16 protein-coding genes are annotated in these 15,062 nt (G+C 32.4%); 11 read left to right on the top strand and 5 right to left on the bottom strand.

Annotation, left to right across the window (positions count from 1 at the left end):
• Positions 1–158 precede the first annotated feature (158 nt).
• Positions 159–1,223, top strand: a complete 1,065-nt coding sequence (locus QZZ51_RS12915; protein WP_291870319.1) for a branched-chain amino acid aminotransferase — start codon at positions 159–161, stop codon at positions 1,221–1,223.
• A gap of 36 nt (positions 1,224–1,259) precedes the next feature.
• Here QZZ51_RS12915 and QZZ51_RS12910 read toward each other — a convergent pair whose 3' ends face one another.
• The gene (locus tag QZZ51_RS12910; RefSeq protein WP_291870317.1) at positions 1,260–1,646 is read right to left on the bottom strand and encodes a nucleoside triphosphate pyrophosphohydrolase family protein; all 387 of its coding nucleotides are present in this window, start codon (positions 1,644–1,646) and stop codon (positions 1,260–1,262) included.
• 271 nt (positions 1,647–1,917) lie between these two features.
• Here QZZ51_RS12910 and QZZ51_RS12900 point away from each other — a divergent pair, with 271 nt between their 5' ends.
• From QZZ51_RS12900 to QZZ51_RS12880, 5 genes are all read left to right on the top strand, one after another.
• Positions 1,918–2,181, top strand: a complete 264-nt coding sequence (locus QZZ51_RS12900; RefSeq protein WP_291870314.1) for a hypothetical protein — start codon at positions 1,918–1,920, stop codon at positions 2,179–2,181.
• 16 nt (positions 2,182–2,197) lie between these two features.
• Complete coding sequence (gene crcB, locus QZZ51_RS12895; RefSeq protein ID WP_291870312.1) at positions 2,198–2,566, top strand: fluoride efflux transporter CrcB; 369 nt, start codon at positions 2,198–2,200, stop codon at positions 2,564–2,566.
• 395 nt (positions 2,567–2,961) lie between these two features.
• Positions 2,962–3,300, top strand: a complete 339-nt coding sequence (locus tag QZZ51_RS12890; protein WP_291870310.1) for a P-II family nitrogen regulator — start codon at positions 2,962–2,964, stop codon at positions 3,298–3,300.
• A 32-nt stretch (positions 3,301–3,332) separates the two neighbouring features.
• The gene (amt, locus tag QZZ51_RS12885) at positions 3,333–4,577 is read left to right on the top strand and encodes an ammonium transporter (RefSeq protein ID WP_291870308.1); all 1,245 of its coding nucleotides are present in this window, start codon (positions 3,333–3,335) and stop codon (positions 4,575–4,577) included.
• 113 nt (positions 4,578–4,690) lie between these two features.
• The gene (locus tag QZZ51_RS12880) at positions 4,691–5,728 is read left to right on the top strand and encodes an outer membrane beta-barrel protein (RefSeq protein WP_291870306.1); all 1,038 of its coding nucleotides are present in this window, start codon (positions 4,691–4,693) and stop codon (positions 5,726–5,728) included.
• A gap of 49 nt (positions 5,729–5,777) precedes the next feature.
• Here QZZ51_RS12880 and QZZ51_RS12875 read toward each other — a convergent pair whose 3' ends face one another.
• Positions 5,778–6,428, bottom strand: a complete 651-nt coding sequence (locus tag QZZ51_RS12875; protein WP_291870304.1) for a DUF1684 domain-containing protein — start codon at positions 6,426–6,428, stop codon at positions 5,778–5,780.
• A gap of 222 nt (positions 6,429–6,650) precedes the next feature.
• Between QZZ51_RS12875 and QZZ51_RS12870 the strand changes: the two genes are divergently transcribed.
• Positions 6,651–7,856 carry an MFS transporter gene (locus QZZ51_RS12870; RefSeq protein WP_291870302.1) on the top strand — a complete coding sequence of 402 codons (1,206 nt, stop codon included), beginning with the start codon at positions 6,651–6,653 and terminating at the stop codon, positions 7,854–7,856.
• Between the two features lie 328 nt (positions 7,857–8,184).
• On the opposite strand, the gene QZZ51_RS12865 is transcribed toward QZZ51_RS12870, so the two are convergent.
• From QZZ51_RS12865 to QZZ51_RS12855, 3 genes are all read right to left on the bottom strand, one after another.
• Positions 8,185–9,513 (bottom strand): alpha/beta hydrolase, encoded by a 1,329-nt coding sequence (locus QZZ51_RS12865; RefSeq protein ID WP_291870300.1) that lies wholly within the window; start codon positions 9,511–9,513, stop codon positions 8,185–8,187.
• A 141-nt stretch (positions 9,514–9,654) separates the two neighbouring features.
• Entirely contained in the window at positions 9,655–10,479 is an 825-nt protein-coding gene (locus tag QZZ51_RS12860; protein ID WP_291870298.1) for a mechanosensitive ion channel family protein, read from the bottom strand.
• A gap of 61 nt (positions 10,480–10,540) precedes the next feature.
• Positions 10,541–10,993 (bottom strand): Lrp/AsnC family transcriptional regulator, encoded by a 453-nt coding sequence (locus QZZ51_RS12855; RefSeq protein ID WP_291870296.1) that lies wholly within the window; start codon positions 10,991–10,993, stop codon positions 10,541–10,543.
• Positions 10,994–11,171: 178 nt separating this feature from the next.
• Between QZZ51_RS12855 and QZZ51_RS12850 the strand changes: the two genes are divergently transcribed.
• The 4 genes from QZZ51_RS12850 to QZZ51_RS12835 form a co-directional block, all read left to right on the top strand.
• Entirely contained in the window at positions 11,172–11,501 is a 330-nt protein-coding gene (locus tag QZZ51_RS12850) for a hypothetical protein (protein WP_366511977.1), read from the top strand.
• 96 nt (positions 11,502–11,597) lie between these two features.
• Positions 11,598–12,449 carry a formyltetrahydrofolate deformylase gene (gene purU / locus QZZ51_RS12845; protein ID WP_291870292.1) on the top strand — a complete coding sequence of 284 codons (852 nt, stop codon included), beginning with the start codon at positions 11,598–11,600 and terminating at the stop codon, positions 12,447–12,449.
• Between the two features lie 40 nt (positions 12,450–12,489).
• On the top strand, positions 12,490–13,197 hold the full coding sequence (locus QZZ51_RS12840) for a DUF4197 domain-containing protein (RefSeq protein WP_291870290.1): 708 nt from the start codon (positions 12,490–12,492) through the stop codon (positions 13,195–13,197).
• Positions 13,198–13,572: 375 nt separating this feature from the next.
• On the top strand, positions 13,573–15,062 hold a 1,490-nt coding region (locus tag QZZ51_RS12835; protein WP_291870288.1), incomplete at its 3' end, for a helix-turn-helix transcriptional regulator.

Here is a 15,062-nt window from a genome sequence, read left to right as displayed (position 1 = left end):
ATATATTTGCACACATTACGAATAATACAATCAATATGTTAATTCTTTTCATTTTTATTAAAATTTAATTTTCAGATTACAAAACTGGTTAATTTTAAATAAAAATGGAAGCCTAACTAGTAAATTTTTCTATTTTTATTCTTTAAATTATTATTCTAATGAATATTACAGAACAAAATATTACGATTGAGAAAGTAAAACAATCCAAAATTAGTCAGATAGATTTCAATAATTTATCCTTTGGGAGTGTATTCACCGATCATATGCTGGTCTGTGATTATAAGAACGGAGCTTGGGAAACACCTAAAGTTGTTCCTTACCAACCCATTACATTAGACCCCTCTTCTAAGATTTTTCATTATGGGCAATCTATTTTTGAAGGCATGAAAGCCTACAAAGATAAGGAAGATGCTACCTGGTTATTTAGACCATTAGAAAATCAAAAACGTCTTAACATATCTGCAAAACGTATGTCTATTCCGGAAATTCCGGAAGACTACTTTATGGAAGGACTTAAAACTCTACTAAAAGTAGATGAAAAATGGATACCAAAAAACGAAGGCAGCTCTCTTTACATTAGACCTTTTGTTTTTGCTTCTGGACTAGGTTTCCATGCTTCTCCAGCAGATGAGTATAAATTTATTATTGCTTGCGCTCCTTCTGGGGCTTATTTTTCAGGAAAAGTAAAAGTACTCATTGAGGAAAAATATTCTAGATCTGCGAACGGTGGTGTAGGATTTGCAAAAACTGGGGGGAATTACGCAGGGCAGTTTTACCCGACGCAACTTGCAGTAGAGAAAGGATACAACCAAGTAATTTGGACAGATGACAATGCACACGAGTATATTGAAGAAGCTGGCGCAATGAATATCTTTATCCGAATCAACGATACTCTAATAACTGGACCAACAAGTGATAGAATTCTTGATGGAATCACAAGAAAGAGCATCTTAGAAATTGCTAAAGACGAAGGTATTAAAGCTGAAGTTAGAAAAATTACGGTTGCAGAAGTAGTTGCTGCAGCTAAGGACGGATCTCTTAAAGAAATGTTTGGAGCAGGTACTGCCGCTGTTATATCTCCTATTGCAGGATTTGGCTTTAGAGATGTAGATTACGATTTACCAGAAATGGAAGACAGTATTGCCGAAAGACTAAAAAAGAGAATTACAGACATTCAATATAATAGAGCCGAAGATACGTTTGGTTGGCGTTATAAAGTTTAAATATTAGAAAAATAAAAAGGGGCAAATTGCCCCTTTTTATTTTTCTAATATTTCCTGAATATTCGGTTTAAAATAATTTGGACCTTTTAAAACCTTACCATCCTCTCTATAAATGGGTTTTCCATCCGCACCCAACTTACTCATATTACTGCGCTGAATTTCAGCAAAAACCTCCTCTATCTTATATTGCATACCATGCTCCAAGATAGTTCCACATAAAATGTAGAGCATATCTCCCAAAGCATCAGCAACCTCAACCATATTGTTATCATTGGCTGCCTCTAAATATTCCTTATTCTCTTCATCCATTAAATTAAAGCGCAACATATTTTTTGCTTCTCCTAAATCCGCTTTCTTTTCATTACGTATACCAAGTCCAAATGACTTATGAAATAATTCTACCGCTGCTATTTTATCTTTCATATTATTTGTTTGTAGTTTTCCCTTAGATTTGCGTAAAAATATAAAATTATGTTTAGTACTGGGCAAATGATTTTTGCAGGGCTTTTTGCGATGTCTTTTATCATTATCATTGTTATATCTTACCTAAAAGACAAAAAAATGCATGCTAAAAATTACAAAGGCGTTAAATGGGTAGCCATAACCTTTGCCATATTCTTAGTAATCCTTTTCTGTATTAAATTTATGTTCAAATATTAACTTTTTTCTTACCTACACCACAAAAATGTAAGGTTTGACAACATTATTTCAATTTACGCCGTATAATATAACAAACGTAGTAATTTTGCGTTATTCATTTAAAGGGGCAAATAAATTAATGATGACATTCTTTACCATACTTTTCGTATTAATCATACTAAACGCAATAATGATGCTGTTTAGTCTTAAGAATATTAACCAAAAACCTAAATCTATACAAGGAGAATTTTCTGACAATTCAGACGCCAAAATTTATCCAATAGATTTAGCAAATCCAAAGTACAAGAAAGCAGTATAGTTTATATCTTTAAGGTATGAAACAATTTTTGCTTGTATTTTTAGGAGGCGGCTTAGGGAGTGTTCTTAGGTATTTTATATCTAAAACTTTCAACTCACATTTTCAGAACTTTTTTTTAGGAACTTTTATAGTAAATATAATAGGCTGCTTAATTATCGGCTTTGTCCTAGGTCTTTCTTATAAAAACAATTTCCTTACCCAAAACCAGACCTTATTATTAACTACAGGTTTTTGCGGAGGATTTACTACTTTTTCCACTTTTGCCTTTGAAGGCCATTCTTTTTTAAAAACAGGAGACTTTTTTTATTTTTCTACTTATACACTACTAAGTATAACAATTGGAATAGCATCCATTGGTTTAGGATTATGGTTATCTAAACTATAATTCACTTCTTTATTCTTTACAAAACTGCACTATACCTCCGTTTCACAATTTAAACGCATCTTAATACCTTAGTATTATAGACCCCCTATAATCCCTACTTAAATCAGGAGAACACCAAAACAAATTCACTTCTTTATTCTTTACAAAACCTCACTATCTCCGTTCTACAATTTAAACACACCCTAATACCATAGTATTATATACTTCCCATAATACCTACCTAAATAAGGAGGACTACCAAAACAAATTCATTTATTACAGCAATATATATTACATGACCCATAATTTTATAGGGTAAAAAATTATATTACAATAAAAATAAACAATATACCCCATCAAAAAATAGGGGCTACGTTGTTTTAATATATATTTAATCGATAAACAACAAATTAGTCATGAAAAAAATTGAAGCAATTATCAGGAAATCAAAATTTGATGATGTCAAAGAAGCATTACATCAAATAGAGGTTAACTTTTTTAGTTACTGGGATGTAACAGGAGTTGGCAACGAAAAACAAGGACACGTATACAGAGGCATCGCCTACAGCACAACAGACATCCAAAGAAGACACCTATCTATTGTTGTTTCCGATGATTTCGTACAAAAAACAATTGACGCAATCTTAGAAGCTGCACACACAGGTAATGTTGGTGATGGAAAAATATTTGTTTCTGACATTCAAGAAGGATACAGAATTAGAACCAAAGAGAGCGGTCACGCAGGAATCAACTAAAAAACTAACCAACTACTAAATTTACCACAATTATGGACGCAGGATTATTTACAACCAACAACGTATGGATGATGCTAGCAACAGCACTAGTATTTTTTATGCATACTGGTTTTGCCTTTTTAGAAATAGGCTTAACAAGACAAAAAAATACAATTAACATATTATTTAAAAATATATTCATTATCACAGGAGGCCTACTACTTTATTACGCTTGGGGTTTTAATTTAATGTACCCTGGCTTTGAAGATGGAGATATGGGAATCATTAAATTTTCCATAGACAGCTTTGGTATATCTGCTCCTGAAAACGGAATGACTGCTGCTTATGCAAACGGAGGATATACATGGTGGACCGATTTTCTTTTTCAAGGTATGTTTGCTGCTACAGCGGCAACTATAGTATCTGGTGCGGTTGCCGAAAGAATAAAAATAGGTTCCTTTATGATTTTTACCGTTATCTACGTAGGCCTCGTTTACCCAATAGTAGGCGCCTGGAAATGGGGCGGCGGATTCTTAGATTCGTGGGGATTCTATGATTTTGCAGGATCAACATTAGTACACTCAGTAGGCGGATGGGCAGCTTTAGTTGCCGTAACCTTATTAGGTGCTAGAATTGGAAAATTTGGAACCGATGGTAAGCCAAAAGCAATACCAGGACACAATATACCACTAGCAACTGCTGGGGTTCTTATCCTTTGGCTAGGATGGTTCGGATTCAACGGTGGATCCGTACTTTCTGCAGACCCAGAATTAACTTCCTTAGTACTCGTCTCTACAAGTTTAGCAGCAGCAGCAGGTGGGTTTGGAGCTTTTATAACCTCTACAATACTACACAAAAATCTTGATTTAACCATGTTCCTAAATGGTATCTTAGGCGGCCTAGTTGGTATTACAGCTGGAGCAGATTTAATGTCTCCTAATGAAGCTGTTGTTATTGGCTTTTTAGCTGGTATTATCATTGTATTTAGTGTTGCTTTTATCGACAAATTAAAGTTAGACGACCCAGTAGGTGCTATTGCAGTACACTTAATATGTGGTACTTGGGGAACTTTAGCCGTAGGTATCTTCGGAAGCATGGCTGGTTTTGATCAATTTTTAACGCAACTATATGGCGTCTTAATAGTAGGTGCATTTTGCATAGTAACATCAGGTATTATTCTTGGAGTACTTAAAACTACTTTAGGATTAAGAGTTTCTAAAGATGAAGAAATGGAAGGCCTAGACATTCACGAACATGGAATGGATGCTTATCCTGACTTTAGAATGAACCAACACTAAAAATACAAACGGAGTGTTTTGCAGAACACTCCGTTACATAATCATATCACAAAACTAAAACTAAAATTTACAATGTCCTAATAACAACTCTTGGACCAACAAATTATTGAATTATGAAAATGATTACAAACACAAAGGAAGTGAAAAATATAGTAGCATCCGCTTTAATGTTAGCTACAATAACGAACACATTTGCACAGGAGGAAACTAAAGAAGAAAAGAAACTTACCTTCAGTAGCACTATTGACGTATACTACAGAACAAATTTGAGCTCTACAGATATAGAATCACAAGCTCCTAACACATCATTTGCAAACGAAACTGGTTTTGCCTTAGGCATGGCAAATATCATAGCTAGCTATGAAGGCGAAAAAACTGGAGCAGTTGCAGATATAGCATACGGCCCAAGAGCTGTGGATGCTGTAGGCGGAGATGCCTTAAACATCAATCAGCTATACACCTACTGGAATGTATCCAAAGGAACCACATTAACATTAGGTAGATTTAACACCTTTTTGGGCTATGAAGTAATTTCTCCTTCTGCTAACTTTAATTATAGTACTTCTTATTTATTTTCTAGCGGACCATTTTCTCACATTGGTTTAAAAGCTGATTTTGCTTTATCAGAAGATTTTAACTTAATATTAGCCGTAATGAATGTAACAGATGAAAACTTTAACGGAACAAGTACCAGTTCTGTTCCTGGAGCATATTCTTTAGGTGCTCAATTAGGTTACTCGGGTCAATTCTTAAATTTATACTATGACGGTAAAGCTAAATTAGGCTTTGAAGTTGACTACACAGGAGGCTTTAATTTATCTAATTCTTTCTTCCTAGGTATCAATGCCGCTTACGCGGATAATAATGGTGCCGGTTTTAGTGGTATTGCCTTATACCCGCAACTTGCAACTTCAGATAGTTTTTCACTAGGATTAAGAGGTGAATATTTCTCTACTTTTGATGGTATTTCTGGTACGGACGACCCAAGTGTTTTTGCCGCTACTCTAACTGCTAGCTACACTTTAGAAAAATTAATCATTAAACCAGAAATTAGATTAGATAGCAACTCAGAAGAAATTTTCTTTGACAGTGATGGAGCTGCAACAAAAAGTCTTTCCTCTTTTACTATAGCAGCAATCTACACTTTCTAAAAGAAAAAACACATACTAAAAAAGCTCAGCCGTAATGCTGAGCTTTTTTTTATTTCTTAACACTCTCAAAAGCTCTAACTCCTGCTAAAACTTCTACATTTAAATTATTAACACCAGGAACAATAGGGCAAGAATACTTTTTATTATAAGCACAATAAGGATTATAAGCCTTATTAAAATCAATCTGTATTCTATTTTTTTCGGGTATTCTTAAATCAATGTAACGACCGCCTCCATAGGTTTCCTTTCCGTTAGATGCATCTGTAAAAGGTAAAAACAAATAATCTTTATATTCTTCTTGCTGCATTAATTTTCTATTTTGATACACCTCTAATCGATGTTCTTTCTCCTGCAAAATAAAAGTTATTACACCATAAACCACTTCTTCCGATTTTCTATCCGTTGTAGTTGGCATCATAAAAGGGATAGCTTCTGGTGTTCTTTCAAAATTAGCTACAATAGCAAAATTGCTATCTGGCTTAAAAAAATCTAATCCCTCAAAATTCTTTCTATACTTATCTGGCAATGGTGAAGTTTCTGGGTTTGCATATTCCTCATTAAGCTCCTTTTGCCAATGCAAAATATCCTTTACCAAGGTATCTTGAACAACCTCTTCCTTGACCTTCGTTACATCATGATATTTTTTCTCCTGCTTACAAGACAATACTAACACAGCAAAAAACAATAACAAATATTTCATCTTAATTTATTTTAATTTGACAATGTAAAAATACAACATATGCATATTTTAATTATTTTAGCAGAAAATTTAGTTAAAATGATTTTTTTGATGATTTGTAAATATGTCTTATTCTATTCCATTAAAGGGAACAGGCTATGTTATATATAAAATCTAGAAAAATTAATATATAAAAAAGCCTGACATTATTTGTCAGGCTTTTTTTATTTCAAAAAAATAATAATGAAAAAAATATTTCTAAACTACATAGAATCTTTTAAAGGTCTCTCCAAAGAAGTTTGGTGGCTAGCTCTTATAACCTTAATCAACAGAGCTGGGACAATGGTAATCCCATTCTTATCCCTATATCTAACACAAAGCCTCGAATTTTCTTTAGAAAACGTAGGTAGTATAATGACCGCTTTTGGATTAGGTTCCTTAGTAGGAAATTGGCTTGGTGGAAAATTAACAGATGTATTAGGGTATTACAAAGTAATGTTTGCTAGCCTAATTTTAACTGGGGCAGCCTTTATTGGCATTCAACACCTAGATAGTTTTTGGCCCATATGCATAGGCATATTTATTCTTATGGTTATTGCCGACGCCTTTAGACCTGCAGCTTTTGTTGCTTTAAGCGCCTACAGCAAGCCAAAAAACAAAACAAGAAGCGTTACCTTAATACGCCTAGCTATTAACTTAGGTTTCTCTGCCGGACCGGCAATAGGCGGGTTAATAATAGCCACATTAGGTTACGATAAATTATTTTGGGTAGATGGCACTACTTGTATTCTTGCTGGGTTTCTGCTTATAGCTGTTTTACATCCAAAAAAAGCAACCATTTTAAGCAACATACATAATGAAAACCCTACCTCTGCCTATAAAGACTATTACTACCTTACATTTATTGGTGCAATGATATTATTAGCATTTGCTTTTGTTCAATACTTTTCAACTATTCCTATTTATTATAGCGATGTATACTCTTTAAATGAATCACAAATAGGGCTCTTATTAGCAGGTAATGGCTTTCTCATTTTTGCAATAGAAATGCCGCTAATAAAGTACTTAGAAAACAAAAAATGGTCCTCACTAACCAACGTTATAATTGGATTAGTACTAATTGGACTTAGCTTTTTAATACTCAATATAATACATTGGGCAGGCATACTGCTTATAGGAATGCTACTAATGACTATAGGAGAAATGATAGCTTTTCCATTTTCAAATGCTATAGCAATGGATCGAGCAAAACGCGGAAAGCAAGGAGAATACATGGCTCTCTACAGCATGTCCTTTTCTATTGCTCATATATTTGGACATAATTCTGGTATGCGCTCCATAGCTTCTTTTGGTTACAATACAACCTGGTATGTTATTTCTATTATTTGTATTCTTGGTATTTTACTACTTTTACATTTAAAGAAAACTAATAAAAATAGTATTATATAGCATCCTCATTTTTATAAACTTAATTGGCTACAATACTAAAACTTCCTCGGAGCCAACCAGTAGAAAGAAGGAGGTTCTTCCCTAACCTTCTTCAAATCGCTACAATGTTGCACTCCTTATCACGGATGCCACCTTTAATACCTAGCACAGAGTACCATTTAAATTTCGATTTAAAGAACTGCTTGTGCTAAACTTTGTAAAACAAGCAGACAAAAAAATCTTTAGATACCGAGCCATTGTGACGGAGCATTTGCTCTCAACAAAACCGGTTTATGAAACAAAATAATTCCTACCACTTTTCTGGAAATATAAAAAGCATACCGAGACCTTATTCTTCCATAATTTCATAACGAGCTTCTTTTAAATACTTAGCTATAGTTTCATTAAACTCTGGCGTAATACGCAAAAGAGCTGTATGTTCTAATGTATATAATTCCTCTTTATCGGTATACCCTTTTATTAAAAGTTCTTCCAAATAAAACAAAGCGGTTCCGTAATCCTCATTTTTGGAACTAATAGAAATTACATTTAAATAATTTTTAAATTCCTTTGGAGCGACTATTGTTTTAATCATATACAACAGACTAAGAGCCTCCTCATCTACCAATGTTTCTTCCTTAATCATATCCACGTAATCCTCTATCAATGCATTTAAGTAACCTTCTAAACGCTTAGCTAATTGTTTCTCTCCTATTTTTGGACTTTTACTCCATTTTACTATTTCCTCGGTTTGGTATTTCCACCACCCTAGGTTATTATAATTATAATTGGCTATATCTTCTTCTAAATAATAATCATAATCATTAATTACAAAAGATTCTTTTAAAAGAATAGCATTCTCTTCATGTTGCCTAGACTTGTACAATTTACTTCTCCTTAAATGCTTTTTTCGCTCTTTTAAAGAATCAACATTCATTAAAGGTCTATAGACCTCTAACATTTGACTTAATCTATTTTCTGCAAATAATGGATTATTCACTGCCAATAAAGCTTCCATTTGCAACATATTCTTGTTATAGGTTCTATAAACAAAAGTGGTATCTAGCTCCGTATTTTTTTTTGCCATTTCGGCTAATTTAAAATACTCCAAAGCGCTATTAAGGTAAGAGTTCTTTGGCCATTCTCTTCCGCCACTATGAAATAATAATTGGTTAGGGAATTTTAGTTTATTTAAAAACTTTTTATTATTAATCATATCGGAATACAAATAATCTTCCTTACCGACAATCCCAATAAAATAATACGGCCTTTTAATATTTAAAACCTCTCTGTTTGCTACGGAAGCACTACAAGATAAAACACCCGAAATACCCTTAATAAAAGATGGAACAAGACTAGCAAATCTACCTCCTTCTGTATAACCTGCAAGATAAGCGCCATCCTTTTTAATTGGTAAAATGGAATACACCCTATTAAACATCCTATTAGTAATCAGGATATTTTCTGAGAGTGACAAAGAATCGCTAATACCATTAGAGGCTGCTAAAATATATTCTTGCTCTTCAGCTGCAGAGACAAACATACTTAATGCCTGCCTACCCTTATCTTTCATGTCAAAAACAAACAATACAGGCCATGCTCTATCCCCTTTAAAAGAAGTAGGTAAATAGAGTGAGAAATTTTCCGAAAGAGTATCATGGACTTTTAAATCTGCCATTATAACCCCTTTTTTCAATCTTATTTCCTGCGCACTAACACTCCAGGTTAGTACAAACAATAGTATAACTCGTATAAATTTCATATCAAATTAGGTATCAAAAATCTAGCCAAAGGAAGTTCCAAAAAAATAAAAAGAAAATTATTCCCCTATAACCCCAATTTCTATTCCTTCTGAATAAGCCACATTAACACCATGGGTGTTGAATGCTTTTTTAATCGCCTTATTTACCTCAAAAGTTACTTCCCAATAATCATCAGGAAAAACATAAGGCCTTACTAGTAATTCAATATTATGAGAATCAAAATTACTTATCCCAATTTCTGGCTTAGGTTCATTCATAACTTTAGGAATAGTTGCTAATGCACTCTCAATAATTTCTTGCACTTTTGGAAAACTCTCCGCATACGGCATAGTAACATTAACCTCCAAACGTATCATCCCTTTTTCAGAAAAATTGGTAATTATAGTATCTGTGATTTTGGAGTTTGGTATTATTAAAATCTTATTCCCTGGTGTTAGAACATCTGTACTAAAAATTCCAATTTCTTCTACCCTTCCGAATTTGCCCTCTAGTTGGATCCAATCTCCTACTTTATAAGGCTTAAGTGTTAGTATTAATATCCCAGATGCAAAATTACCCAAACTACCTTGCAGTGCCATACCTACAGCAAACCCTGCTGCTGCCAATATCGCAACCAAACCTGTTAAATCAGCACCAATTATTGTTGCAATAATAAACAATACGGCTCCTTTAAGAACCACACTAACCATAGATGTCAAAAAAGGTCTTAAAGTAGAAGAAAACCCAGTTTTCTCTAAAGCTGCGTTAGTCCACTCTACTAGCTTTTTAACTATCTTAAAGCCTATCCAAAAAATAAGCCCAGCCATTATTATTTTAGGTAGAAAAAAAACAATTTTCTCTTGGGCGATTTCTAAATATTCATACATTTTTTCTGTATCCATAACTCTAAAATAAAAGGAAAATAATGGAACAACAAATTTTGTTATTACAAATTAACACAACCTAAAATTTAGTCTTCCCTACAGCAGCATTTGTTACTACGTTCGAGAGAATAATGTGGGTCCTTGTTTCGCCATATTGTATCAATTTATCTATAAATTTCTCTAAGTGAAATTGATCTTTTAAAACAACCTCCATTACAATATTTTCATTTCCTGTTATTCTATAACAGTTTACCACTTCATCAAATTCAGGAACTACAACCAAAAAAGGTTTTAATTTACCCATAAAGGCCCTTAATGTAATTATCGCTTTTAATTGATAACCTGTAAGTGCATGGGATACTTTAGCATTATACCCTTCTATAATACCTAAATCTTCCATCTTCTTTACACGCTCGGCAACAGCAGGAGCAGTAAGCCCTATTTTACGCCCAATAGTAGCGTAAGATTCTCGTGCATTCTCTTGTAAAAAATGAAGTATTTTCCAGTTAAGCTCGTCTATTTTTGCTTTCAAAACTATTTTTTTATTTATTCTTTGCTTTACAAAGTATTATTGTAAAAATACTAATTATTCTAAATTAAATATTTAAAATAGCAACGTAACTTTATAATTAAACAAATAAGCTATAACTGTGTCTCACAAAAGTTTAGGAAAAACACCTGTGTATAAAAAAGCCTTAGAGCTTTGCATAATGAGCAGAGAGATTGCTAGCTATGTTTCCTTAAATAAGGATTTACTAAAGCTATACAAATCTAACAGCTTAAGGGATACTATTGCCAATTCTCTTTTGACCGATGCCATTCTTATTCCTCAAAAAATAGCACAGGCAGAATATACAGAATGCCGAACCGAACGTTTAAAGAATGCCCTTCATATAAATATAATGCTTCGTAATATAAGCTCTTACTGCACTGGCTTAGAAAAAGATGGTATAAAAGAAAAAGAATATATTCATTTACTAAGAACTGAAATTAGTCTATTTAGAGAGTCTTTTAAAAATTGGAGAAAATCTTTAATCTAAAAAAGAATCCTTTTTCGTCCATTCCTTTAAATTCAACATATTTTATTTAGTTTGATGTAGATAATGTGCTAATTTTGAAAGCTAAAATAGCGCATCTTGAAAATTTCCATTTTAATACATTGCCCAGACAAAGCTGGAATAATTAGTGCTGTCACAGGATTTATACAATCTTATGGTGGCAATGTTATTTATCTAGACCAACACGTAGACAAAGAAGCAAATGTCTTTTTTATGCGATTAGAAAGTGATTTTGAACAATCTAGATTTAATTTAATAAATTTTAAATCTGAATTTGAGAATACTTTAGCAAAACCATACCTTATGGAATGGAGCATTGATACGGATGAAAAAAAGGGGAAAATGGCTCTTTTTGTATCTAAATACAACCATTGCCTTTACGATTTACTGAGCCGATTTAAATCTGGGGAACTAAATGTAGAGATTCCTTTTATATTAAGTAATCATAATGATTTAAGAGATATTGCTGAACAGTTTAATATTCCTTTCTACCATATTCCTATATCTAAAGAGACCCGCAAAGAAGCAGAACAAGAGCAATTACAACTACTAAAAGATAACCATGTAGATTTCATTGTTTTAGCAAGGTATATGCAGATTGTAAGTAGCACTGTAATCTCAAAATTTCCGAATAAAATTATTAATATTCATCATTCATTTTTACCTGCATTTGCTGGAGCAAAACCATACCATGCTGCTTTTGAGAGAGGCGTAAAAATTATTGGCGCAACAAGTCATTACGTAACCAAAGAATTAGATGCAGGCCCAATTATTGAACAAGATGTAACCACAGTTTCTCATTCGCATTCTATTAGGGATTTTATTGCTAAAGGAAGAGATTTAGAGAAAATAGTATTATCTCGTGCTGTTAAATTACACCTCCAAGGAAAAACTATGGTCTATAATAACAAAACAGTAATTTTTTCATAAAACTAAAATCAAAAACAAAATTTATCCAAATTATATACAAATGACAAAAAGAATACTCTCCTTATTTTTTATCCTTTTAACTTTCTCTTGCGGAGAACTACAACAAATAGTAAACCAATTACCCCAAGAAACCGCAGGCATTGGAAATCTTGAAATAGCCAGCGGTCTGCAAGAAGCCTTACAACTAGGTATTGATAAACAGGTAACCAAACTTACCCAAAAAGACGGTTTTTTTAAAAATGAATTAGTAAAAATAGTTTTACCAGAAGAATTACAAAAAGTAGATAAGACTTTACGAAATATTGGATTAGGACAATTAGCAGATGAAGGTCTTAAAGTTCTTAACAGAGCCGCTGAAGATGCCGTAAGTGAAGCTACTCCTATTTTTGTAGATGCTGTAAAAGGAATTTCCTTTACAGATGCAAAAAGCATTTTATTAGGGGCAGATAATGCCGCAACACAATACCTTACCCAAGCAACAGAAAATAGTTTGTATAACAAATTTCACCCTGTTATCTCTAGTTCTTTCAAAAAGGTAGGGGCCGATAAAATTTGGAAAAACCTAATTACAAAATACAATAGCATTCCACTAACTGCAGATGTAAATCCAGATATCACAGAGTACGTAACCCAAGAAGCTCTTTCTGGTGTTTACACTATGATTGCAATAGAAGAGAAAGATATTAGAACCAAAGTATCTTCAAGAACTACAGATTTACTTAAAAAGGTCTTTATTCTTCAAGATTAATGAAGTAACCTTATAGTATACACAATAAAATTAACATTCTTACGTTAACAAAAGTAAGAGAAGATTAATGAAAAGCTAATGTTTAATTAACCTAAGAAGATTAGGAATTAAATATTTTTGCCACGAATTATTTGAGTTAGTAGTTTTTGAGTTAGTTAGTTAAAACCGGTGGGAGCATCGGTTTTTTTTATACCCTATTTTTTTCTAAATATATTTTGCAAATACTACCTAAATATACGATTTTGACATTTTAAAAATGAAAATAATAAAGTAAACTATTATCGGGTTTTACTATTTTAAAAACAATTTTAACACTTCATTATCTTGATTTTACTACCTTTAAATATTAGGTAATAATCGTTAATCAAAAAAAAAATGAGGAATCTAAGAATCTTAATCACATTCTTACTCCTGTCCATTAATCTGTACTCTTCTACTATAACAGAATCGATGACAGGAAGTAGTTTGTCCAAAAAAATAATTCCTATTTGTTTTTTAGAAAAATCGGATGATTTTTTTCAAAAACAAAACTATGAAGAGGTAATAACAAGCTATAAATCTTCACTTAAAGAAGAGAATATATTCAAAGCTCCGGTATTAAAAAAAATTGCTCTGGGGTATTCCGCATTAAAAAAAACTAAAGAAAGTATCTCCTATGTTGAAAAATATTTACAAACTGATTTCAAACCCTCGGTATTAGCTGATACTGGATTTGACCCTATTAGAGATACTGCTGAATTTAGTGTTATTTCCAAAAGATATACTCCTACTTTTAGCTTTTGGTCTTTCATTTACTTATATGTAGCTCTAATTGGTTTTTATATTTCAATTATCATCCATTTCAATAAAAGGATAGACAACACTTCTAAAAAAATAATTAGCGCTTTCATTTTTATTCATTCTATTTTTATTCTACATATTTTCCTCTATACTACAAACTACCATTTTATATATCCTCACTCCTATTTAATGTCTGCTGTATTTTCCTTTCTATACGGCCCGTTACTATATTTCTATTTTAAGAGAATAACGCAAAATTATGAATTTAGAACCAAAGATATATTCCACTTAACGCCAACACTTCTTGTTTTAATATATCTAATTCCTAAATATACTTTACCCGCAAGTAAAAAGTTGCAATTGTTAATCGAAGAAACCGCAGGCTATACCGTAGAAAATTCCAAAGAGCTTATTCTCGCAGTAACACTCAAGGTTTTATCACTAATAATCTATGGTCTTTTTATACGAAAATTATTTATACAAAGTAATAAAAATTCTTCTTTACCTAAAAAAAATAGAGTTTGGCAACGAAACATTTACAGAATTCATTTTTCATATATACTATGCTATAGTTTGTATGCTACTCTAACCTTAAACAATATGTCTGTTGGAATCTTTTTTAACTTACAAATATTTTTCATGGCATCCATGATTCTATATATTGGCTATTCAGCAAACGCTCAACCGAAAGTTTTTAGCGGATCACTTCTTTTAAACAACAATCTCTCGTTTAAATATGAAAAATCAGGACTTACCAAAAGCCTTTCTAATGAGCTTAAAAATAATCTTATTGAATTATTTGATACAGAAAAAATATACAAAGAAAATGATATTAACTTAGAAATGCTAGCTGCTCGCCTTTCTACAACTAGGCATAACGCATCACAAGTTATCAATGAGCATTTTAGTATGAGTTTTCATGAATTAATCAATACCTATAGAATTAATGAGGCCAAAGAAATATTACATAAAGACATAAAACGAAACATGAATATTATCGACATTGCCTACGAGGTTGGCTATAATAACAAGGTAACTTTTAACAAGGCATTTAAAAAAGACACCCAATTAACTCCCAGTCAATA

The organism is Maribacter sp., assembly GCF_016744255.1.
GTDB lineage: Bacteria > Bacteroidota > Bacteroidia > Flavobacteriales > Flavobacteriaceae > Maribacter_B.
This window is presented reverse-complemented; position numbering and strand designations above follow the sequence as displayed.

Bases quoted from the DNA above. Each gene is read 5' to 3' on its own strand.
- QZZ51_RS12915 (WP_291870319.1), top strand. From the start codon at position 159: ATGAATATTACAGAACAAAATATTACGATTGAGAAAGTAAAACAATCC.
- QZZ51_RS12910 (WP_291870317.1), bottom strand. From the start codon at position 1,646: ATGAAAGATAAAATAGCAGCGGTAGAATTATTTCATAAGTCATTTGGA.
- crcB (WP_291870312.1), top strand. From the start codon at position 2,198: ATGAAACAATTTTTGCTTGTATTTTTAGGAGGCGGCTTAGGGAGTGTT.
- QZZ51_RS12890 (WP_291870310.1), top strand. From the start codon at position 2,962: ATGAAAAAAATTGAAGCAATTATCAGGAAATCAAAATTTGATGATGTC.
- amt (WP_291870308.1), top strand. From the start codon at position 3,333: ATGGACGCAGGATTATTTACAACCAACAACGTATGGATGATGCTAGCA.
- QZZ51_RS12880 (WP_291870306.1), top strand. From the start codon at position 4,691: ATGAAAATGATTACAAACACAAAGGAAGTGAAAAATATAGTAGCATCC.
- QZZ51_RS12875 (WP_291870304.1), bottom strand. From the start codon at position 6,428: ATGAAATATTTGTTATTGTTTTTTGCTGTGTTAGTATTGTCTTGTAAG.
- QZZ51_RS12870 (WP_291870302.1), top strand. From the start codon at position 6,651: ATGAAAAAAATATTTCTAAACTACATAGAATCTTTTAAAGGTCTCTCC.
- QZZ51_RS12865 (WP_291870300.1), bottom strand. From the start codon at position 9,513: ATGGCAGATTTAAAAGTCCATGATACTCTTTCGGAAAATTTCTCACTC.
- QZZ51_RS12860 (WP_291870298.1), bottom strand. From the start codon at position 10,479: ATGGATACAGAAAAAATGTATGAATATTTAGAAATCGCCCAAGAGAAA.
- QZZ51_RS12850 (WP_366511977.1), top strand. From the start codon at position 11,172: ATGAGCAGAGAGATTGCTAGCTATGTTTCCTTAAATAAGGATTTACTA.
- QZZ51_RS12840 (WP_291870290.1), top strand. From the start codon at position 12,490: ATGACAAAAAGAATACTCTCCTTATTTTTTATCCTTTTAACTTTCTCT.